At 45.8% G+C, this 22397-nt stretch carries 17 protein-coding genes; 9 read left to right on the forward strand and 8 right to left on the reverse strand.

Annotation, left to right across the window (positions count from 1 at the left end; genetic code table 11):
* The first annotated feature begins 39 nt into the window (after positions 1-39).
* The 9 genes from YWE_RS0122910 (at position 40) to YWE_RS28465 (ending at position 10250) form a co-directional block, all read left to right on the forward strand.
* Positions 40-1509, forward strand: a complete 1470-nt coding sequence (locus YWE_RS0122910) for an FAD-binding oxidoreductase (RefSeq protein ID WP_029096547.1) — start codon at positions 40-42, stop codon at positions 1507-1509.
* Positions 1510-1586: 77 nt separating this feature from the next.
* Positions 1587-2876, forward strand: a complete 1290-nt coding sequence (locus tag YWE_RS0122915) for an FAD-dependent oxidoreductase (RefSeq protein ID WP_029096548.1) — start codon at positions 1587-1589, stop codon at positions 2874-2876.
* Positions 2873-3175, forward strand: a complete 303-nt coding sequence (locus YWE_RS0122920; RefSeq protein ID WP_029096549.1) for a ferredoxin family protein — start codon at positions 2873-2875, stop codon at positions 3173-3175. Before YWE_RS0122915 ends, YWE_RS0122920 begins: the two co-directional genes overlap by 4 nt.
* Positions 3176-3455: 280 nt before the next feature.
* Complete coding sequence (locus YWE_RS0122925) at positions 3456-4904, forward strand: FGGY-family carbohydrate kinase (RefSeq protein WP_029096550.1); 1449 nt, start codon at positions 3456-3458, stop codon at positions 4902-4904.
* Between the two features lie 86 nt (positions 4905-4990).
* Entirely contained in the window at positions 4991-6322 is a 1332-nt protein-coding gene (locus tag YWE_RS0122930; protein ID WP_029096551.1) for an MFS transporter, read from the forward strand.
* A gap of 21 nt (positions 6323-6343) precedes the next feature.
* Positions 6344-6916, forward strand: a complete 573-nt coding sequence (locus YWE_RS0122935) for a glycerol-3-phosphate responsive antiterminator (protein ID WP_029096552.1) — start codon at positions 6344-6346, stop codon at positions 6914-6916.
* 159 nt (positions 6917-7075) lie between these two features.
* Positions 7076-8404 carry an MFS transporter gene (locus tag YWE_RS0122945; RefSeq protein WP_029096553.1) on the forward strand — a complete coding sequence of 443 codons (1329 nt, stop codon included), beginning with the start codon at positions 7076-7078 and terminating at the stop codon, positions 8402-8404.
* 38 nt (positions 8405-8442) lie between these two features.
* Positions 8443-9285 carry an electron transfer flavoprotein subunit beta/FixA family protein gene (locus tag YWE_RS0122950; RefSeq protein ID WP_029096554.1) on the forward strand — a complete coding sequence of 281 codons (843 nt, stop codon included), beginning with the start codon at positions 8443-8445 and terminating at the stop codon, positions 9283-9285.
* Positions 9282-10250 carry an electron transfer flavoprotein subunit alpha/FixB family protein gene (locus YWE_RS28465; protein ID WP_051323535.1) on the forward strand — a complete coding sequence of 323 codons (969 nt, stop codon included), beginning with the start codon at positions 9282-9284 and terminating at the stop codon, positions 10248-10250. Before YWE_RS0122950 ends, YWE_RS28465 begins: the two co-directional genes overlap by 4 nt.
* A gap of 174 nt (positions 10251-10424) precedes the next feature.
* Here the strand turns inward: YWE_RS28465 and YWE_RS0122960 are convergent, their stop codons facing one another.
* From YWE_RS0122960 to fadK, 8 genes are all read right to left on the reverse strand, one after another.
* Positions 10425-11681 carry an MFS transporter gene (locus YWE_RS0122960; RefSeq protein WP_029096555.1) on the reverse strand — a complete coding sequence of 419 codons (1257 nt, stop codon included), beginning with the start codon at positions 11679-11681 and terminating at the stop codon, positions 10425-10427.
* Positions 11682-11736: 55 nt separating this feature from the next.
* A complete protein-coding gene (locus YWE_RS0122965; protein ID WP_029096556.1) occupies positions 11737-14814 on the reverse strand; it encodes a beta-galactosidase in 3078 nt (1025 codons plus the stop codon).
* A 168-nt stretch (positions 14815-14982) separates the two neighbouring features.
* The gene (locus YWE_RS0122970) at positions 14983-16065 is read right to left on the reverse strand and encodes a LacI family DNA-binding transcriptional regulator (protein ID WP_029096557.1); all 1083 of its coding nucleotides are present in this window, start codon (positions 16063-16065) and stop codon (positions 14983-14985) included.
* A 297-nt stretch (positions 16066-16362) separates the two neighbouring features.
* Positions 16363-17595 carry an MFS transporter gene (locus YWE_RS0122975; protein ID WP_029096558.1) on the reverse strand — a complete coding sequence of 411 codons (1233 nt, stop codon included), beginning with the start codon at positions 17593-17595 and terminating at the stop codon, positions 16363-16365.
* A gap of 14 nt (positions 17596-17609) precedes the next feature.
* Positions 17610-18734, reverse strand: a complete 1125-nt coding sequence (locus tag YWE_RS0122980) for a mandelate racemase/muconate lactonizing enzyme family protein (protein ID WP_029096559.1) — start codon at positions 18732-18734, stop codon at positions 17610-17612.
* 16 nt (positions 18735-18750) lie between these two features.
* Positions 18751-19761 (reverse strand): LacI family DNA-binding transcriptional regulator, encoded by a 1011-nt coding sequence (locus YWE_RS0122985; RefSeq protein ID WP_029096560.1) that lies wholly within the window; start codon positions 19759-19761, stop codon positions 18751-18753.
* Positions 19762-20036: 275 nt separating this feature from the next.
* Positions 20037-20618, reverse strand: a complete 582-nt coding sequence (locus YWE_RS30205) for a desulfoferrodoxin family protein (RefSeq protein ID WP_227659932.1) — start codon at positions 20616-20618, stop codon at positions 20037-20039.
* 85 nt (positions 20619-20703) lie between these two features.
* Positions 20704-22377, reverse strand: a complete 1674-nt coding sequence (fadK, locus tag YWE_RS0122995; protein WP_248595876.1) for a medium-chain fatty-acid--CoA ligase — start codon at positions 22375-22377, stop codon at positions 20704-20706.
* Positions 22378-22397 lie beyond the last annotated feature (20 nt).

Raw genomic sequence — 22397 nt, forward strand, 5'->3', positions numbered from 1 at the left:
ATCTTTTTAATAATTCATGTTTATAAAGGGTAAAACGAAATGGCTTTAACAAGAGAGCAAATTGTTGAGAAAGTATCGAGCCTTATTGGTAAAGAGCACGTTATTACTAATATCGATGCATTAAAAGTAAATAGTCATGATAGATACAGAAAATATGAAACCTTAATGGGCATCTATAAATTGCCATTGCCTGCCGCGGTTGTAAAAGTACAAAGTGCGGAGCAGGCGTCTAAAGTATTGGCTTTCTGTAATGAAAATAAGATTAACTGCGTCCCTCGTACCGGCGGTAGTGCCACTGAAGGTGGTTTAGAAACAATTGTAGAAAACTCAATAGTGCTTGATGGTTCAGAGATGAATAAGATCATCAAAATTAATGAGCAAGATATGTTGGTCACCGCGCAGTGTGGCGTTCTGTTGCAAGATCTTGAAGACCAGGTGCGTAAATTAGGCTTAACCACCGGTCATTCACCACAGTCAAAACCTATTGCGATGATGGGGGGATTAGTAGCAACCCGCAGCATCGGCCAGTTCTCCACGCTTTATGGCGGTATTGAAGATATGCTGGTTGGGATTGAAGCCGTGTTCCCTAATGGCCATATCGCCAGAATAAAGAATGTCCCGCGCCGTGCCTGTGGCCCGGATATCCGCCATGTCATTATGGGTAACGAAGGAGCTTTATGTTTTATTACTGAAGTTACCGTACGTTTATTCAAATACACGCCGGAGAATCACCAGTTCCGTTGTTACCGCTTAGACAGTATGGAAACAGGATTTGAAATACTGCGTGAAGTGATGGTTAATGGCTATCGTCCATCCATTGCCCGTCTATATGATGCAGAAGATGGCACCCAGCACGGTTTTAACCAGTTTGCCCCAGACCAATGTGTGCTGATTTTTATGGCCGAGGGCTCAAAGAGACTGGCAGAAGCCACCGCGTTAGGCATTGATGATGTCATGGCCCAATACCAAGATGTCTGTACCACCGTTGATAGTAAAATTATTGAAAAATGGTTCAATAATCTTAACTGGGGCCCGGAGAAACTGGAAGAAGAGCGTCGTCATATTGCCGCGAAACACCATATGGGCTTCACAACGGAAGTATCCGGTAACTGGAGCATTATTTATGATATCTACAAAAATGCGCTGGCACGAATTCGCAAAGACTTCCCGCATTTAGAAGATATTACCATGTTAGGTGGCCACTCATCACACAGCTACTTAACCGGAACTAACGTTTACTTCGTTTATGATTACTATGTGAAGGCATGCGGACCAGAAGATGAACGTATGAAGTATCATCAGGCGATCCACTCACTGATCCTTGAAGAGACGCTAAAAGCTGGCGGTTCTATTGGTCATCACCATGGCATTGGTAAATATCGTACCGAGTGGATACAAAGAGAGCACGACAGTGCCTATTACATTATGGAAGGGCTGAAAAAACAGTTCGATCCAAACGGCATTATGAACTGCGGAACCATCTATCCGGTAAAAAATTATCCCGTATAAAAGCTGACAGGATAGTTTTTGATTAAAACGTTAGCTGGATAATACCAGCTAGCGTTTTTCTGCTTTAAGGAGAGCCTATGTCTGATGATAAATTTGACGCTATTGTGGTGGGAGCCGGGGTTGCCGGGTGCGTAGCGGCTTATGTTATGGCCAATGCCGGTTTAAATGTATTAGTCATTGAACGTGGAAACTTTGCAGGCAGTAAGAATATGACCGGTGGGCGACTCTATGCGCATAGTTTAGAGAAAATAATGCCCGGTTTTGCTCAGCAAGCCCCTATTGAGCGTAAAGTGACCCATGAGAAAATCTCTTTTTTAACCGATGACAGTGCAGTCACCATCGATTACCAGGCTGAACAACATAGCAGCCCGATGCAGCAGTCCTATACCGTTTTACGCAGTAAGTTTGATCAATGGCTAATGAGTCAGGCTGAAGCTGCCGGCGCACAATTCATTGCGGGAATTCTGGTTGATGAACTGGTTATAAAAGAAGGCCGGGTTATTGGTGTTAAAGCTGGGGAAGATATTATTGAGGCCAGTGTCACTATCTTGGCCGAAGGTGTTAACGCCCTGCTTAGTCAATCGATTGGTAAAGGGCTCGATTCATCGCCTGGCAATCTGGCTATCGGTGTAAAAGAGCTGATCGAACTCCCTCAGCAACAGCTTGAAGATCGTTTCAATCTAGTTAATGGAGAGGGCACCGCCTGGCTATTTGCCGGCTCGCCGTCTAATGGTTTAACCGGCGGCGGATACCTCTATACCAACCAAAATTCAATTTCACTGGGGATCGTTTGTAGCCTTGGCGAAATTGAGAAATCGAATAAAACCGTCCCGCAAATGCTGGAAGATTTTAAAAACCACCCCACCATCAGGCCATTAATACAGGGCGGAAAACTGCTTGAGTATTCAGCCCATATGGTTGCCGAAGGGGGCCTAAACGGAGTTTCTGAATTAAACGGTAATGGTTTTTTGATTATCGGCGATGCTGCCGGCTTAAGCCTTAATTTAGGATTTACCATCAGAGGGATGGATTTAGCCATTGCTTCAGCTGAAGCTGCCGCACAAACGGTGGTGATGGCTAAACAAAAAAATGATTTTAGCCAAACGGCGCTGTCACACTACCGAACCCGGCTGGAAGAGAGCTTTGTCCTCAAAGATATGGCTCTGTATAAAAAACTCCCCGCCCAGTTAGAGAACTCTCGCTTGTTCAATCAATATCCACGCATGATGGCCGACATTATGCACGATATGTTTATCATCAACGGCCAGCCCGCTCAGCCAATGTTGGGGAAATTATTAAAACAGGCAAAAACCGTTGGCTTAATCAACCTGGCCAAAGACATCATTAAAGGGGTTAGAGCGCTATGAGTAATGTTAATACGCTAAACGGCGTTGATGTCGATGCAAAGCTCAGCGTCAATAAATTTAGAGTAGATAAAACCAACCCGCATATTGTGGTAGTCAAAGAACCTGAAATGGCTGAGCTCAGGAAGCTCTTAATTGCCTGCCCTGCCGGACTGTATAAATTAAATAATGATGGTTCACTACAGTTTGATTATGCCGGATGCCTGGAGTGCGGTACTTGTCGCATCCTATGTGGCAATACTATTTTGGAAAAATGGCAGTATCCCCAAGGCACTTTAGGCGTTGAATATCAGTATGGTTAACCAGAACGAGATCGCCATCCCACCAATGGGTTGAACTGCATAACAAGTCATCGATTTTTGAGCTTAATCACATACTTTGCAATATTCAAAATGCTATAGTTCCGCCAAGTTGCTATCAGAGACGAAGAGAAAAGTAACTTCCCAATTATTGGGGAGGCTTTTCTCTTTTTTTTGTGCCTTTTATATTTCAGATCTTTTATAACCGTTTGTTTTATATAAATTAATATAAAAATAGTCAGGGTGATTATCCCGTCTAGAAGATGACGAATAAGGAACGAAAATGAGCGATCAATATTTAATGAGTGTTGATGTCGGTACCCAAAGTGCCAAAGTGATTATATTCGATCTGAAAGGCAATATTATTTGCCAGGGTGTCAAAAAACTACGTAACATTCAGGTTCCTGCCCCGCTGCTCGCAATTCATCCTGACGATGATATTTGGGACTCATTACAGATTGCATTTACCCGCGTCATGGCTGAATTTAACGCCTTAAAGCTGGATGTTAATGCCATAAAAGCGATTGGATTATGCATTATTCGTTGCTGTCGCACGGTAGTTAAAGCCAATGGCGAGCTGGCTTATCCGGTTATCGGCTGGATGGATAAGCGCTTAAATAAGCCTTACCAGTATTCAGATGAATTTAAAGATGTCCGCTATGTTAGTACCAGCTCGGGCTATATCACCCATCGTTTAACCGGTGAGTTTAAAGACACCTGCGCCAACTATATTGGTTGGTGGCCGATGGACGATCAAACGCTGGACTGGAGCATTGATCCTAAGCGCTGGCAAGACTGTAACCTAACCCGGGATATGGTAATGGATGTTGTCAAGCCGGGAGAAATTTTAGGTTACTTAACCGATGAATTAACTCAACGCTATGGCTTACCTAAAAAATTACCGGTTATTGCCACTGCACATGATAAAGCCGTTGAGGCTCTGGGGGCAGGTTCGCTTGATAATGGCACCATCCTTATCTCACTTGGCACCTACATTGCTGCATTAACCCAGGGCAAAGAGTATGTCACTAACTCAGTAAACTTCTGGCCATTTCAGGCGTCAATTCCTCATCGCTATATCTATGAATGCTGGGGCGTTCGTTTGGGTATGTGGACGATCAGCTGGTTCAGGGATCAGTTTGGTCAGGCCGCGATTGCTGAAGCTGAAGACAAAAATATTCAAGTAGAAGAGCTCCTCAGCCGGGAAGCAGAAAATGTCCCTGCCGGCAGTGAAGGACTGTTCACGATTCATGATTGGGCCGCCCCTCCTCACGCAGAGTTCCGTAAAGGCGCCATGATCGGCTTTGATAGCCGCCATACCCGGGCACATATGTTCCGTTCTTTATTAGAAGGCATTGCTTTTACATTAAAAAACCACGTCGACAAAATGAACCAGGAATTGAATATCCCGACTCGAGAGCTTGTTGTTTCCGGCGGTGGAGCAAATAGCGATCTGTTTATGCAAATTTTGTCTGACATTTTCGGTGTCCCGGCCAAAAGAAATGTAATGCGGGGCTCGGCTGCGGTTGGCTGTGCCATTAACGCCGGTATGGCTATTGGCGTTTTTGACAGCTATGAGCAGGCCATTGAACAGATGGTTAATGTTCAAAATATCTTTACGCCAAATCCTGTTAACCATGATTTTTATAACCAATTAAATAGCCAGGTTTACCAATATGGACAGAGCCATTTAGATCCTTTGCTGAAGAATCTAAGTTCATTAGTTGACTAGCTCAGAACACTGTTTCACTCATCTGACAACGGTAATTAAAAGTAAAAACTGTCAGGAAGCTTTGATAACCATATGAGGGTCGTTGTATGGCACAAACAGAAAGTATTAATATTGATAAACCGGTAAATACTAAAGCTACCCGTTATATGCAGCTGCTCTTGCTCACCGTCGCCGGCGGCGCTATTTATCCCATGCTATATATGCGTCAAATATATCAAACCACCATGTTAGAAGCCTTCCAGCTCACTAATGGCCAACTTGGTGAGCTATATTCCATGATGGGACTGCTGTTTTTTCTGACCTATGCACCCAGCGGGTGGTTAGCAGACAAAATAAAGCCGATGAAATTAATTGTATTCTCGTTGCTGGGTACCGGGCTATTGGGCTTTTGGTATAGTACTCTGCCCTCTTATTATTCATTGTTATGTATTTTTGGCGGCTGGGGAATTACCACAGGTTTAACATTCTGGGGCGCGGTAATGAAGCGCATTAAATTACTGTCTGGTGAACATGAATCAGGTCGTTTTTATGGCTTCTATGATGGCGGTCGTGGCTTAGTTGAAGCCGTTCTGGCGAGTATTGCACTCTATATATTCTCTGTTGTGGCCGGAGACAATGACAATAACGTTATTGAAGCTCTGATCTATGTTATCTACATGTATTCGTGGCTTTGTATCGCTTTAGCGGTTATTTGTCTTGCCGGCGTTTATTATGAAAACAAACAGGTTATTACTGAGGTTAAAAAAGTCAGAGAGAAGAATGAAAGCTTATTTACCGATATCATTTTTATTCTAAAACAGCCGGAAGTCTGGCTAATTGCGCTGATCATATCCGCCGGTTACCATCTATTTTGGTCGACTTATAGCTTTTCTGCTTATCTGCAAGAGGGCAACTGGGGTTTCTCTGCGGTAATGGCCGGCACGATTACCACCATAAAACTGTGGCTGCGTCCGGTCGGCGGTGCCGTTGGCGGAATACTGGGTGATAAATTTACTAACGTCAGAATACTTAATTATGCATTGATTGGCAGCGCGTTGGGATTACTCGGTTTAATTGTTGCACCAATGATGGGAATGAGTTCAACAATGACCGTCAATCTGTGCATCTTCTTTATTCTGCTAGTCGGGCTACTGACCTACGCTATCCGTGGATTATATTGGGCAATTATAGAAAACCTAAATATTCCTGAAGCAAAGTTAGGCTTAGCTATCGGTATTATTTCCGTCTTAGGCTATTGCCCCGATATCTTTATTCCACTAATTAATGGATACATTATGGATGCCGCGGCAAGCCAGCAGGCCGGTTATCAAATGTATTTTGGTTATACCATCGCGATGACGGCGGTTGGCATTATTGCCTGTGTTATCTTGAAAGCGCGAGTGGCTAAAAAACGCTTACAAACTCAGGCAACCAGTTGATACAACAAAAGAGAGGACAGGGTGAGTATAAAACAATTACTTGATCATAATCGCATCATCGCTTCGGTAAAGGATCAGCCAAGCTTAGATCGGGCAATTAAAAGTGATTGCAAAATTATTTTCATACTTTTTGGTACAATCTGTAATATTAGCCGTATTGTGCAACAGATAAAGGCTGCCGGTAAATTTGCATTTATTCATGTCGATTTACTTGAAGGCGCATCTAACAGTGAAGTTGTTGTTGAATTTCTCAAAATAGTCACTCAGGCCGATGGTATTATCAGTACCAAAACACAAATGATAAAAGCCGCGAAAACTCACGGCTTTTACACCATACTCCGCCTGTTTATTGTCGACTCAATTTCTTATCATAATATCCAAAAACAAATAGCAAACTGCCACCCTGATAGTATTGAAGTCATGCCGGGCGTGATGCCGACCGTCACTAAATGGCTTGCTGAATGCATTCATATTCCTATTATTTCAGGTGGCCTAATTTGTGATGAAGAAACGGCCCATATCGCACTGAACGGCCGTGTTAATGCTATTTCAACCACCAATGAAAACGTTTGGAAAATGTATGGCAAGATCTAACTGGCTGACATCGCTACATAAGGAAGACTAAACAACCAACAGCGTTGAAATGCTGCCAAATATCGTTTCAACGCTTGTCTTGTCAGTGAATTTATTTTTAATCGCACCAGCGTATTTTATCAGCAGTGAATTAACTAAAGCAGTATGAGGTTTATCAATATGCAAATAGTAAAACCTCCAAAAATTCAAATGGATGATGTACCGTTAAATCGCTTTCATATCAAAATAGCCGGATTAACGTTTGGTGCCCATTTTATTGATGGTTATGTATTAGGTCAGATTGGCTTTGCGTTAACTCAAATGACGCCACAAATGGGGCTTAGCTCATTCTGGCAAGGCATGCTGGGCAGTTCAGCATTAATCGGCCTGTTTATTGGTAGCCTGTTTCTTGGACACATATCTGATTTTATTGGCCGCCAGAAAATTTTTTGCTTTAGCTTTATTATCATTACTATCGGAACATTTTCACAATTTTTTATTGAAACGCCATTAGAGTTATTTTTATTAAGGATCTTTATTGGCATTGGCTTAGGAGGTGATTATTCTGTTGGCCATACCATGTTAGCTGAAATATCACCGCGTAAACACCGCGGTATATTACTCGGATCCTTTAGCGTTATTTGGACTTTTGGTTATGTTGCGGCAAACTTCTTAGGCCATTATTTGACCTATATTGATCCTAATGCCTGGCGTTGGCTATTAATGTCCGCATCCCTTCCCGCTTTTATCATCCTATTATTACGTATAGGCACCCCGGAATCTCCCCGCTGGTTAATGAAAAAAGGCCGATACGAGGAAGCAAATACGATTATCAAAAAATATTTTGGCACCAATGTGATATTAAATGATGAATATAGCGAAAGAAAAGCCATCAGCTTCTTTGCTCTTTTTTCACCGCAATATCGGCAACGTACGCTGTTTAATAGCTTATTCTTTATTTGTCTGGTTATTCCTTATTTTGCTATTTATACCTTTTTACCCTCAATTCTCAATATTATGGGGCTAAATCAGAGCTTTTCGACTGATTTATTGTTAAATTTCATCTTAATTATTGGCGCTTTATTAGGCATTGTATTAACACAGACGTTTTCCCGGCGCGGATTTTTAATCTATTCGTTTATTTTTTTGGCTATCTGTTTAGGCTTACTCAGCTTTATTCCGGAACAGCAAACCCTCGTGATGCTCATGCTTTTTGCGGCTTTTACATTGGTGTTGTCGGCGGTCAGTAACTTAGTCGGCGTATTTCCGGCCGAGAGTTTTCCAACCAAAATGCGCGCGCTTGGCGTAGGGTTTGCAACCTCAATGAGCCGCTTAGGTTCAGCAATAGGTACCGGCCTGCTGCCGATTGCCATCCTCAGTTTTGGTATGCAATCAACCATGTTAATACTCACCGGTATTTTAGCCAGCGGCGCGATAATCTCTATACTGTGGGCGCCTGAAACTAAAGATCTTTCTTTAGTTGAAGCATCCGATATTTCAGTACCATAGCGGTATGATAATTTATTAAAAAAGGGGGAAGCACTAAGGTGTCGAATAATATAAAGATACTGGCCTGTTTTAAAACCGTGGCTGATTTAGAGATGCTGACTCATGATGACTGGCTGATTAATGATGATTACTCAATAGCCTCTTCTTTTGTCAGAAAGGCATTAAGTAACTCAGATGAAAATGCCTTAGAAACGGCGCTACAACTGGCTGATTCCGCAAAAAACCTCGGCCTAACAACCGAACTAACCGCATTAACTATTGGTGATGATAACTCAGACAGCTTTTTAAAAAACCTGTATGCGGTTAATTATCACAAAGCGGTGGCTATTAATATTGCCAGTAATATTGACCTTCGATTTAACCCTCTGGCGATTGCAACATTAATTAGCCATTACCGTGAACAGATAGGCCAACAAGATATCATTATACTGGGTAACCAAAGTGATGACGGGCAAAACGGCCAAACGGCTATGCTGCTGGCAGAAAAACTAAATTGGCCCTGTATTACACAAGTGACTCATCTTGCACTAACCCACGATTCAACGCATTTGACGGTGACCAGCGTTCAGGATGGTTTAATACTGCAACAAAGCATTAAGCTTCCGCTGGTCTTAGCCATGGGCTATACGCCGGAAGCGGCCTCTCTGCGTTTACCAAACCTTAAATCTAAGCTTAGTGCGGCAAAAAAAGACATTGAACGCTATGGTGTTGCCGATTTTAATCTTGATGAACAACAGCTAAATCAAAGTAATGATAAAAAGCTTGTCGGTTTGCTTCAACCATATAACCCAAAGTCATGTGTGTTTATTGAAGGCAAAGATGCTCAGGAAAAAGCACAAAGGCTTTACCAGCATTATTTAAAGCCGAGGTTAACACCATGAAGTCAGCCATTATCATGCATGTAGATTCGCCGCTATTTTTTCAACTGGCCGGGGAATTAAATTTATTTTTACAACACTGCCCTGATTTAAAACAGGCTGAACTGTGGCTGTTTTATTATCAGGACAAGCCATCTGCATTACCTGCCATTAATTTAGATATTGGCAGAATTGAATTAATTAAAGCTAATAGCCGCTATTTACCTGAGGCATTTTTGCAGCAGTTACAGCAATTACAACAGCAGCGAAACGTTGAGTTACTGCTGTTTAATGGCGACAATCTAGGCGGTGAACTCGCTACGCGTTTGGCATATCGTCTACAGGGCTCATCCTGCCTTAGCGTTGAAAAAGTTGCGCTTAACGATCGACAATTAACGGTAGATAAAGCGGCCTATGGTAATAATCTGAATGCCATATTTACCCTAAAGAATGCCCCCTACTGCTTATCGATAGCCAGACGTGCAGCCCGGCCGGCCAATGCCATAACGCCCCCCGCGACCTGGTTTGAAACCTCAACAGAAAATAATACCGACACAGGCTGGATTGAGAACGTCACGCTAACGGTTCAGCCAGCCCAAGACCAATCAAAAAACGCCGACGTGGTTTTAGCCGTTGGTCGTGGAATAAGTCATTCGTTGGTCAGCAAACTACCTGATATTGCTAAGACATTAGGGGCTTACTTAGGCGGTTCACGCCCTGTTGCACTCAATGGCTGGGTTGATATAAACAGCATGATTGGGGTCTCAGGAGCGCGATTAGCCCCCAAGGTTTGTCTGGTTGCCGGGGCTTCAGGTTCTGCCGCTTTCACCGCCGGTATTTGTGACAGCCAGTTTATTATTGCGATTAACAATGATAAAAATGCCCGGATTTTCACTCTGGCAGATGTGGCTATTGTTGATGATTTGGAACCGGTGTTATTAGAATTAGACCGGTTAATAAAATCAGACCAGTTAATAAAATCAGAATAGTCAGATAGCCGGTTGTTAATCAAAAAAAATCCCGTTGACGTTGTTATAACGTCAACGGGTAATCCTTCTGCTGCAAACCCGCCACTCTGGTCAGATAAAAGGCTCTCGGTCCATCTTACGGCGAATAGATAGGGTCATAACCTTTATCTATTCGTCGTCGTGATTAGAGATCGACTAACTTTCACTCACCTGCAAGTCTGAACGTAAGCGAGAAAAAGGCTTAGGCCCGCTTAACGTAAACACTGAAATCAGCGTGAAGGTCAGCGCCACCATCCCCAGCACCAGATACGCCCCCTGGAAGCCAATACTTTCATACATATTGCCCGCCAATACCGACATAAAAATCATCGCCAACTGTTTGAAAAAGCAGAAGCACACCAGATAAATCGTCGCAGAGAAGCGGACTTCAAACTGGCTGGTGATGTATTTAAAGCAGCCGACAATCAGGAACGGTACTTCAAACATATGCAAGGTTTTGAGAATCACCACTTCCAACGCTGAGGTAGCAAATGATGAGCCGATAATCCGCACTGACATGATGGCACCCGCTAACAGCAGGGCATTCTTCCCGCCGATACGATTTACGATCAGCGGCGCAAAGAACATGATAGAGGCGTTGAGCAATTCCCCCATGGTGGTGACGTAGCCAAACACACGGGTCCCCTGTTCTGTGGTGTCAAAGAAAGAGGTAAAGAAGTTAGCAAACTGCTGGTCAAACACTTCGTAAGTACAGGCGACGCCCACAACGTACAGCGAGAGAAACCACAGCTTCGGCTGTTTAAACAGTTCCAGCGCCAGCTTCAGGTTAAAAGCAGACTGGTTTGCGCCCAAAGCATCAGCTACGGTGGCCGAAGAGGAGGTATCGGTACGTGAGAAGAACAGCAGCAGAGCGAGGATCACTGCACAGCCGGAGCCCAACCAGAAAACAAATTCATTATTGATAGTGAACATCACGCCCACTATCGAGGCACATAACGCCCAACCCACACAGCCGAACATACGCGCCCGGCCAAATTCAAAATGACTGCGACGACTGGCTTTCTCAATATAGGCTTCAATAGCCGGGGCCCCTGCATTGTAAATAAAGCCGAGGTAAATCCCGCCAACAATCGAACCGAGTAAAATATTGAACTGTAATAATGGTCCAAAAACATAAATAAAGAATGGCGCAAACATCACCAGCATACCGGTGATCACCCATAGCAGATGTTTACGCAGGCCGAGTTTATCAGACATCAAACCGAAAATCGGTTGGAACAATAGAGAAAACAGAGAGATACAGGCAAAAATTACGCCAGTATCCCCTTTGCTGATATGATTAATATCATGTAACCAAATAGGGAAGAAAGGGAAATAGGCCCCCATAATAAAAAAGTAAAAGAAGAAGAAAAAGCCAAACATCCAAAAGTTAGTGTTTTTTAAATAATACATAATGGACTTCCTTGCGCAAAACGCGGGCAGGCTTAGGCCTGCCCTATTATTATTCTTAGCACCAGATTAACTGGTAGTGATAACGCGGGGCGTTAAGTAAGTATTCCGGCGAAACGGAAGGACTCCAGGAGTCATCACCGCCAATTCCCATATGGAAGCCGTCAATATTGAGCCAGGTACCCGTTTCTGGTTGCAATAGGTGCCGATGGCTGGTCTCCATCAGTTGCTTTTGGCTGTAGCGGCTGATATTGAACTGGAAGTTACCCTGCCAGCGGTGAGAGCCGTAACACAGCTCATGCGTTTCACAGCGCAGGCCATTTTCACTGGGGAAAACGTACGGGGTATACATCTCTTCCAAAGGCAGATCCCAGCGGTCAAAACACGCGGAGGTCAAACGGTCCGGGTAGTTCTCATGCGGGCCCAGCCCCAGCCAGTTCACCCTTTCAGCCACCAGGGCTAATTGGCAGCTCAGTCCGATACGTGCCGGATTCGGAGTCCCTCTGGCGATATCAACATCCACGCTAATCTGCATCTTGCCGTAACCGTCAATACGGTAGGTTTTACGACTGACAAATAGCGCCTCTCCCTGATACTGCCAGACATGTGCGGTGGTAATCAGCACCGCGCCAGAAAGCGCTTCGGCTTCGCATTGCAGCAGCGTGGCTTCAGCACAGTAATGGCCTGCGGCCTTCCAGCGTTCAACCCAAGCGTTGGGATCAATGCGCGTCACTTCACTCACGCCGATATCATTATCCAACGGTGCCCGAGTGAACTGGTCGATTAGCGGGCTCAATAACTGCGCCTGATCGCCAATCCAGTATTGTATTAATACCCCTTGCTTGCGGCAGAACGCCCAGCGCTTATTGCCTAATGCCACGTCAAATGTGTCACCGTTGGTGGTGAGTTGTGGGGCCTGACTGACGCAAGGGGGAAAATCGATATTTAACCTTTGTTCCAGCGGCCACTGTTGCCAGGCGCTAATATGCCCGGCATCCGCCCATGCTGTAGCCTGGGGTTGTTCAACCCGTACCGTCAGCCACAGTTGGCCCGCATCCGTTGGCAGAGAAACCTGCGGCAAGATGATGACCTGACTGCCCTGCGGTGCAATATCCAGCGTCACTTCCCCCGCGGCCAACGGCTTACCGTCTTGGGCGATAGACCAGTGTAAAATTTCATTATCGCTATGGCGGAACAGGTATTCACTGGTAACTTCAATCTTCCGCGGCTCATCAGGCAGTAGAACAAACTGGAAGAATTGCTGGGCGTGTTTGGCTTCAAACAGCGAAGGATGTGGGGTGCGATCTGCAAATACCAGCCCGTCCATACAGAACTGACGATCGTTTGGCGTGTCGCCAAAATCACCGCCGTAGGCCGACCATGGATTGCCCTTATCATCATATTTTATCAGCGACTGATCGACCCAATCCCAAACAAACCCACCCTGTAAACGCGGATATTGGCGGAAAGCCTGCCAGTATTTCGCGTAACCACCGAGGCTATTGCCCATCGCATGCGCATATTCACAAAGGATCAGCGGACGTTGCTCGCCCGGCATGGAAAGCCACTTTTTAATCGACCATTTCGGCACCGCCGGAAAAGGCTGATCCTGATCGACACGGGCGTACATCGGGCAGATGATATCGGTTGCCGCGGTATTGGCACCGCCGCCTTCATATTGCACCGGACGGGAAGGATCCTGCGATTTAATCCAGCGATACAAGGCGTCATGATTGGCGCCGTGCCCGGACTCATTGCCCAGCGACCAGATAATAATGCAAGGATGATTTCGATCGCGCTGCACCATGCGCGTCACGCGCTGACTCATGGCCGGCAGCCACGTTGGGTCATCGCTCAGGCGATTCATCGGTACCATACCGTGGGTTTCAATGTTGGCTTCATCTACCACATACAGCCCATAGCGATCGCACAGGCTGTACCACATAGGATGATTTGGGTAATGCGAACAGCGTACCGCGTTGAAGTTATTCTGCTTCATCAGCAAAATATCCTGCACCATGGTTTCACTGTCCATCACCTGACCACGCTCAGGATGATGCTCATGGCGGTTGGTTCCGCGGATCAGCAGCGGTTTACCGTTAAGCAATAGCAGGCCATTTTCAATACTGATATGGCGGAACCCGACGTCACAAGCCTCAGCCTCAATCAAGCTACCCTCAACAGTATGCAGTTGGATAACGGCACGATATAGATTCGGCGTTTCAGCACTCCACAGCGCCGGGCGCTCAACGTTCATGCGCAGCGTGGTACGATCGGCATATGCACCACGTTCATCAATAATCTCACTGCCAAAAGCTGAGATAGCCTGACAGACCAAGGTTTCGCCCTGCCACAATTGTAGGGTGGCACGTAAATTGTCATCTGGTTCACCGGCAATTCTGACCTCTGCTTCCAACACGGCGCGGCTAAAGTCATCGTTAAAGCGGGTGTTAATGTGCAGATCGCGGATATGTGTTACCGGTTTATGCAGCAGGGAGACATCGCGGAAAATACCGCTCATCCGCCACATGTCCTGATCCTCCAGATAGCTGCCATCGCTCCAGCGCAGGACCATCACCGCCAGACGGTTTTCACCTTTGACCAGAACATCACTAAGATCGAATTCAGACGGCAGTCGGCTGTCCTGACCGTAGCCAATCCAACGTCCGTTACACCACAGATGAAAGGCCGAGTTAACACCATCAAAGATGATACGCGTCCGATCGCCGTTTAAGTCACTGTCATCAACATTAAATGTGAGCGAGTAACACCCAGTGGGATTTTCTGCCGGAACATACGGTGGGTTGACCGGAAACGGATAGGTGATATTGGAGTAAATTGGTGCATCGTAGCCGTCCATCTGCCAGTTAGACGGAACGGTAATAATATCGGCTTGCGCAAGATCGTTTAAGCGCCAACTGTCCGGTACCGATTCAGGAGAGGCAAACCAGGCAAATTTCCATGCACCATTCAGGCTACGCAACTGCCTTGAAGTTTGATTGTTACGCGCATCATCCGCGTTACGCCAGCTACAAAACGGCGGGTGCATCTCCAAACGGTTGAGTTGAGTCACGCCGGGGTTTTCCCAGTCGCGTCGGGCCAGCACGGCGGCGAGTGAATCAGTATTCAGGGTCATGCCAATATATCCTTGATTAAATTGTTATTCGCTCACATTTAATAATAGATATATAGTGACTAAACCGATGATGTAAAGGATCAGCGTCTAAATTGGTGAACTGGCTCAAATTAATCGTCGAATGCGGCGAGAAAATCAGGCATCTGGTCACAGCATACAAAACCGGATTTAGCGACTCGGTTGCAGCCGTGAAATCTGACGCGCCAGTTGGATCAGTGAATCCGCCAACTGCTGAGGGGAAGCGCCCTGGGTATTCGGTGGCAAAACCGTTTTTCGCGTGACCAACGAAATAGGCAGTAGCTGATTTTTGGTGGTTAATTCGCCGAGTGAGACTTGCATTAACCAGTCGACGCTACTCTGGCCCAACAGCGGAAAATCCTGCCTGATAGTGGTCAGCGGAGGGATATAACAAGAGCTGTCTTCAGTATCATCGTAGCCAATGACTGAAATATCAGACGCGACCCGTAAGCCAAACTCGCTGATAGCCCGCATGGCACCCAGCGCCATCTGATCGTTGGCAACCAGCATCGCAGTCGGAATATGGCCGCCATTAAGCATCTGCATCGTTTGTTGAAAGCCAGATATTGCACTCCAGTCACCTTCGATTTCGGCAACGGGGTGCAGCTGATAATGCGCCAAATATTTGTGCCAGCCCGCCAGCCTCAAGCGGGCTGAAACTGACGAATGCGGCCCCGCCAATAACGCGATATGTTGATGACCCAGTTGCACCAGATGCTCAACGCCCAGGCGTGCGCCATCGTCGTGAGAGAAGACGATGCTATTGACGGCAGTTTGATCGGAGACATCAAGAAACAGTACCGGCACTTTGCCACATGCGGCAGCAACCGCGATAGCGTCTTTTTCTTCCAGAGGAAAGTTGACGATCACGCCGGTGACCCGTCGCGCCAACAGGTTGTGTACCGCGGCTTGACACGCCTCCACGCTGCTGCGCTCAACCATCGAGATCACCACGCTGGCACCTGAGCGATCGGCTCGGGATTTAATTGCAGAGACAATTTGTGACGGCGCATGTAGCGCAAGGTTAGCGGTAGCCACCCCAATCAGCGGCGATTGCTTGCCTGCCAATTGTTGCGCGGCACGATTGGGGATGTAGTTTAGCTCCGCCATCGCGGCTTCAACTTTCTCACGGGTTTTAGCTGAAACGTGGGGTGCCTGATTCACAACTCGCGAGACGGTCTGATAAGAGACGCCCGCATGGTCTGCGACATCGTACAGCGTTACCGGTTTCACATTTATCACCCTGAGTCCGTTTTTATTCAGGCGGTATCATGTCACACCTTGAAAGGTTTTTCATCATTAGGCCGGGCTACGCGACAAGCGGGTTAGCCCAAAGATTAAAATGGTGGAATACCCTCCGTGCCTGCGGACATATTGCTTGGATCCGGAGGGAATTCTTTGATGCTGACGCGCCATTCTCCGATTAAAAGTAGCTAATCTATTTAAACCGGTGAATGCCGAAAAACGAAGGTTCATTTATTTTATCGATATGTCGGCAAGCTGCTTAACTAACCGACATATGATAGAAAATTACTGGGTTAAAGCGCGCCTCTCAATGATCTTAGTATAGGTAAAAACAGAAAGACCGCCGAGTGCTGCTGCGATGCCTAAGATAGCGAATCCCGGCACATAAGATCCAGTGTAGCCATGCAGATAGCCAACCACGAAACCGGCGGTAGTTCCTCCTAACCCGGCACCAATACCGTTAATGACCCCCGCGGCAGGCCCGACAGCTTCTTTTTTCACGCTGGATGTAATGATTGACCAGATATTGGTAGTAAAACAGCTGGCTAAGCAGCCGATAGACAGGGTAATCAGGGCTAGCTTTCCTGCCGGACTGTCAATAAAGGGAAGAACGATAAGAAAAACACCGGCTATTCCAAGGCCAAATGCCGCAATCTGCCCTCTCTTTTGTGTTTTATCGCTATATCGTGAAACGGGAATAGCTAAGATAACCGCCAGAAAATAAGGCAGCGAGCTGGCTATTCCCTGCGACATTCCTGAGTACCCCAGAGACGTTACTACCATCGGAATAAACAGCGTAATCCCCCAGAACAGCATGCCATTAGTAAAATAGCTGAAGATTAACAGCAGGAACGGTGCGCCACCCAAATCGTTGAAACTGATTTTTTGTTTTGAAACCTCCGGCTCTGGCTCCGGTTCAGGAATATTTTGATCGGCATCGCTACTGTCCGGTTTATTTTTCAGGAAAGCTAAGAACATTGGAACGACAATAAAGACGCCCAGTCCGCCGGTAATATAGAAAACCCACTGCCAGCCAAGAAGATTAAAAATAGGCGTCAGGATGATAAAGCCTAATGACAGGGCAAGAAATTGACCATAGAACTGAATAATATTGGTACCGCGAGTGATCTCATTTTTATTAAACCACGCACGGGCAAATCGGAACTGTTGAGGCCAGTAAATTCCTTCAGCAATACCCAGAATAATACGGAAAACAATCAGCGTTACCGGTGACGTTATCCATGCGGTGGCAATCTGTAAGACTGACCACAGAAACACCATAATAATGATAGTCGCTTTGGGATTAAGCTTGCTGGTAAAAAAGCCGCCGAAAAAGTTGGCTAACGCGTAGCCAATAAGAAAGCCCGTCAGGGCAAAGCTTTTGGTTGCACTGCCATCGATACCGAGATCTTTCTCTATCCCCGGCAAGGCAATAGACAGATTTGAACGATCGATATAGGCAACAAAAACCCCGACCATCAGGGTAAACCCAATTCTAAACCATTTTGATTTAAACATAGCTTGATCCTAAATTAGCGTAGGGAGTAGTGGTTGAGCATATCGAGATCGACGTTGATGCCTAAGCCTGGCCCATTGGGAACAGCCATCGTAGGCGCTGGAGCAAGGTCGGTTAACTGTTCACGGAAAATATTGGGGGCACGATCCAGTTCCAATAAAGCCGGGACCTTCGCAAGGCGAGGTACTGCGGCTGGAATCGCCGACATCAGATGCAATGTTGCTGCCAGAGAAATACTGGAGCCCCATTGATGCGGATAGCATTCCACGCCGTATGCCGTAGCCATTGCCGCAATGTTCAGGGCCTCGCTAATTCCGCCACAGGCAGCAACGTCAGGCTGGACAATATCGACACAATTGCCCTCAAGAAAATTGCGAAAACCAAAGCGCGTGAACTCTGACTCTCCACCGGCAATCTTCATCGGAAGCTGTTTTTTAAGCCTGCTATATCCATCAAAGTCGTCAGGAAGTATCGGTTCTTCAAACCAGGAGATTTGATACTCCTCGATAGATTCAGCAAAACGTAATGCTTCATGGACGGTGTAAGCGCGGTTAGCATCAACGGCGAGCGAGGCATCCGGGCCAATAAGTTCACGCACCCGAGCCACCCGGCGTACATCTTCATTAAGCGTTACGCCACCGACCTTCATTTTAAAGTCACAATACCCTTCACTCAGTGCGCTGGCAGCGTCTTTTTCAATTTGTCGCAAATCATCAACCGGGGAGTAATAAAAGCTGGAAGCATAAGCCTTAATCGGTTTGTCAGCGTTACCACCTAATAATTCGGCAATCGGCTTACCGACCACCTTGCCAAAAATATCCCAGAGGGCAATATCAATGCCTGAAAGGGCCGTTATCGCAATACCTTTACGTCCAAATTCACGGGTACGGTTATACATGGTTTCCCAAATATAACGGCGCTGAAGCGGGTTTTCACCGTTAAGCAGTGGCGCAAATAACTCCTTGATTAGTGCGGCATTGGCCTGTGCTGGTCCGAAGCATTCCCCCCATCCGCTAATACCTTCATCCGTTTGTACTTCCACGACACAGATTGAACGGGTATCCCAAAACCATTGGGACATGCCAAATCTTTCCGGTAATTTATCCACTAAAACCCAGGTGTTAATGGCTGTGATTTTCATATTTTCCTCGCGAATATTAAGTTGTTTCTCTTTTTATTAATGACACCGGTAATATTTCCAAATAGTTCTCATCTGCATCATTTTCTTTCATCAGCTGTGAAATAAGTTTTTTTGCTGCGCTATAACCTACTTTATAGGTAGGTTGTGCGACTACCGTCAGAGGTTTTCTCAATATATGAGCCCAATCGGTGTCATCAAATCCCACCATTAAGAAGTCTTCAGGAATGGATAACTTTAGTTCTTTAGCAACTTGTATTACTTTTAAGGATATTTGACCATTCCCGGTAATAATACTTTTCATATCAGAATCAGAACGATGAAAATTAATTAAAAATTGTTTTATGACATTTTCTTCCAGCACAGATACCGGTAAACATTTCATTTCAATGTGGGCAAAGTTATCCTCCCCTGACATTTTTTTAAATTCAGTAATCCGCTCATTCCTTGGTGAAATATGACCGGCGGGCGGTGATAAAAATATTATTTTTTTACATTTCAATTCATTAAGGTGTTCTACTGCTAAACGGATACCTTGGGCATTATCGACAGATACCGTGGGTATATTGCTATTTTTAATTTTTCTTCCGACTAAAACCACTGGGTATTCAAGCGCAATACCCTTAATAAAATAGTCATTCTCTCCGGTTGTATTTATTATAAAACCGTCGACCCTCTTAACCGTCATTTCTTCAATAATCGTTCGCTCTCTTTGGGCACTGTTTTTAGCATCACAGATAAAAATTGTGTATCCCTTTTCTGAACAAAACTCTTCAATACCTTTTAATACATCCATTGAATAAGGATTGAAAATGTCAGCCATAATAACGGCGATAGTTTTACTTTCAGAAATTCTGAGTGAACGGGCGATATTACTTGGTTGATATCCAAATTTTTCAATAATACTCGCAATATTTTTACGAGTATCCACACTCATTGATTGATATTTTCCATTCAGGTAGCGGGATATTGTGGCAGTTGACACACCCGCAAGCTCTGCAATATCTTTAATCGATAGTTTGTTTTTCATTATGTTTATATTTAGGTAATCGATTACCTAAATATAATGAAAAAAACTGAAAAAACTGTGATTTTGTTCTCAGATTTATCCAAACAAACTCTTTTATGAATGCCATAGATAATAGGCGACTAACCATTACATACCGGTCTTAGCTATGGCAGGTAATAACTTCATTAAGCGTTAGGTAGAGAAGATATTGATATATAACTTATATTATACCATCCCACTGTTGGTTAACTAGTGGAGAAACGATTCTGGCGGTGGCGCATTTTTTATTATCCGGGCTAAAACTGATACTTCCATAACCCATGTTGATTGCAGTAAGCATAAGCGGCAAAGCCCCGCTTGCAGTTGAACAGGCAGTGGGCATTACCCATTTTGCAGATATTGCGATCGCAATATACAAAAGCGTCATCGCCTGAAAGTGAAAATGTGGCTGAGGGCGGTTCTTCAGGCTTTAAGTACTTAATTTGCCCGCCCATAAAAGTATGCAAATAGATCCAGCGGATGGCGTGGTCGCCGGTCATCAGGTGCTTGCCCTCCCCCACCTCAACGGTCGCGACATTGGCCGAGAATCCACCGGAGATGGTGATTTTGGGTTGGTGCGAGGCATTCAAATGCTCTTTGATTGAGCGGGAGGCGCTCAGGTTTTCAGGTATTAGTGCGGTCAACGGATTACCGCAACAGGCTATCTGGCTATGGTGGCTTACTGGCCGGCTTTGAATAAACAGACACTGGCAGTCAGGGCAAATAAAAAATTGTGGTTCTGCTGTGCGAAATGCCGGCTGAGTACTATTTCTCATGCGGGTGATAATTTTTTTGTCGAGCTCCGCGCGGGATTTTTTAGTTGTGCGGGGTTGGCTCATGGGCAGCTCCTTTGATTAGCATACAGCACTTAATCAACCGGTTTGGTCCTATCTTTACCCCATCGGGGGGGATAAAATTTGCTTATTACTCTTCATTAACCACTTTCTCTTGGCGTTCCTTTTCTTTGAGTACCTTCTCTTTAAGCGCCTGGCGCAGCATAAATTTCTTCACTTTGCCTGAAGCGGTGCGCGGGAGGGCGGTAACAATTTCTATCCGTTCCGGGTGCTTATAGCGAGCGACCCGTTTATGCTGGAAAAAACACTGTATATCTTTGAGGGTTAGCGTTGACTCTGGTTTTTTTAGCACCACAAAGGCACAGCTCCTCTCCCCCAGACGTTGGTCCGGCATACCGACTACCGCGCTGTCAGATATGTCCGGGTGATCGAACAAGATATTTTCTATTTCACTGCTACTGATATTTTCGCCCCCCCGAATAATAATGTCTTTGGAACGGCCAATAATTTTGATATAGCCCTGTTTATCTCGGGTACAAATATCACCGCTATAGAACCAGCCGTCCTTGTCTAAAACTTTTGCGGTGAGTTCCGGCTCTTTCAGATAGCCGACAAATACGTTCGGGCCACGGGATAATTCTTCGCCCTCGGCGTTATCCGGTAAGGCACAGCGGTTTTTATCGACAATTCGAACCTCTACCCCCTCGACGGCTCGGCCATCAGAAAATATCATGGTCGACAACGGATCGTCGGGACGCACTACGGTATGGGGGACACTTTCCGTTGAGCCGTAACAGCTCAAAATTTTGAATCCGGTATCCAACGCCTCTTGAATCAGCTTACGGGGAATCGGGGCTCCGCCGCACAGGAAAAAGCGCAGGGATGAGATATCTCTCGGCGCAATTTTTAGCTGCTGCAAAATATCGAAGACGAACGGCGTTGCGCCCATGCTGAAGGTACATTTTTCCCGTTCAATCAGCGCCAGGCTTTCAGCCGCTTTAAACTGATCCTGAAGTACACACTTAGCGGCGAACATAAAGGGTAAGATTATTCCATGCAAAAAACCGGTAGCGTGGGCAACGGGGGCCGGCATCAGCATCACGTCCAAGTAACTGATATTCAGCGCGGCGGCAAAAGCTCGCTCACTGAAAATAATATTGTTATGGGTAAGCATAACGCCTTTGGGGAAGCTTTCAGTGCCGGAAGTAAACAGTACCGCCGCCAGATCGTTTCCGCCGCTGCGGCGAGGCCCCGCCGACAGCGGTGGATATTGATTAAAGATCGATGACAGCAGCATGCTTCGTTGGCTATCGGGGTAGGTTTCATGATGTTTATCGACAATCACATAGCTGGCCAAAGAGGGAACCGATAACATCAGGTCCGGCATCGTCGGCGGATACTGATACTGGCGAAACTCTGCGGGAATAAACAGAATTTTAGATTGGCACTTATTGAGTATATGTAGCAGTTCCTGCGGGCGATAGCTGGGAAGCAGCGGGTTAGCGACTGCGCCTAACTTCAGGCAGGCGATATAAATAAGGAAAAACTCAGCCCAGCCGGGAAGCTGAAAAGAGACAAAATCACCAGAACCGATACCTTTCTCTTGTAGATAGGAGGCAATTTGCCCGGCGCGATGGTCGGCCTGCCGGTACGTAAAAGATTGCCCATGATTGTCGACTACCGCCGTTTTGTCCGGTGCGCATAGCACAGACATCGCCCAGAAGTCAGCCAGCGAGGCATCTCCCCAATAGCCTTTTTGGCGATACTCTTTGGTTCTGACTTTTAATCCACTGGCTGATTTCATCATTGCACCCGTTTGTCTAA

The sequence above is a fragment of the Budvicia aquatica DSM 5075 = ATCC 35567 genome (assembly GCF_000427805.1).
Taxonomy (GTDB): domain Bacteria; phylum Pseudomonadota; class Gammaproteobacteria; order Enterobacterales; family Enterobacteriaceae; genus Budvicia; species Budvicia aquatica.

Coding starts and splice junctions, on each gene's coding strand:
- YWE_RS0122960 (WP_029096555.1), bottom strand. CDS start 11,681: ATGTATTATTTAAAAAACACTAACTTTTGGATGTTTGGCTTTTTCTTC.
- YWE_RS0122985 (WP_029096560.1), bottom strand. CDS start 19,761: ATGAAAAACAAACTATCGATTAAAGATATTGCAGAGCTTGCGGGTGTG.
- YWE_RS0122980 (WP_029096559.1), bottom strand. CDS start 18,734: ATGAAAATCACAGCCATTAACACCTGGGTTTTAGTGGATAAATTACCG.
- YWE_RS0122915 (WP_029096548.1), top strand. CDS start 1,587: ATGTCTGATGATAAATTTGACGCTATTGTGGTGGGAGCCGGGGTTGCC.
- fadK (WP_248595876.1), bottom strand. CDS start 22,377: ATGAAATCAGCCAGTGGATTAAAAGTCAGAACCAAAGAGTATCGCCAA.
- YWE_RS0122920 (WP_029096549.1), top strand. CDS start 2,873: ATGAGTAATGTTAATACGCTAAACGGCGTTGATGTCGATGCAAAGCTC.
- YWE_RS0122930 (WP_029096551.1), top strand. CDS start 4,991: ATGGCACAAACAGAAAGTATTAATATTGATAAACCGGTAAATACTAAA.
- YWE_RS0122945 (WP_029096553.1), top strand. CDS start 7,076: ATGCAAATAGTAAAACCTCCAAAAATTCAAATGGATGATGTACCGTTA.
- YWE_RS0122965 (WP_029096556.1), bottom strand. CDS start 14,814: ATGACCCTGAATACTGATTCACTCGCCGCCGTGCTGGCCCGACGCGAC.
- YWE_RS30205 (WP_227659932.1), bottom strand. CDS start 20,618: ATGAGCCAACCCCGCACAACTAAAAAATCCCGCGCGGAGCTCGACAAA.
- YWE_RS0122910 (WP_029096547.1), top strand. CDS start 40: ATGGCTTTAACAAGAGAGCAAATTGTTGAGAAAGTATCGAGCCTTATT.
- YWE_RS0122925 (WP_029096550.1), top strand. CDS start 3,456: ATGAGCGATCAATATTTAATGAGTGTTGATGTCGGTACCCAAAGTGCC.
- YWE_RS28465 (WP_051323535.1), top strand. CDS start 9,282: ATGAAGTCAGCCATTATCATGCATGTAGATTCGCCGCTATTTTTTCAA.
- YWE_RS0122975 (WP_029096558.1), bottom strand. CDS start 17,595: ATGTTTAAATCAAAATGGTTTAGAATTGGGTTTACCCTGATGGTCGGG.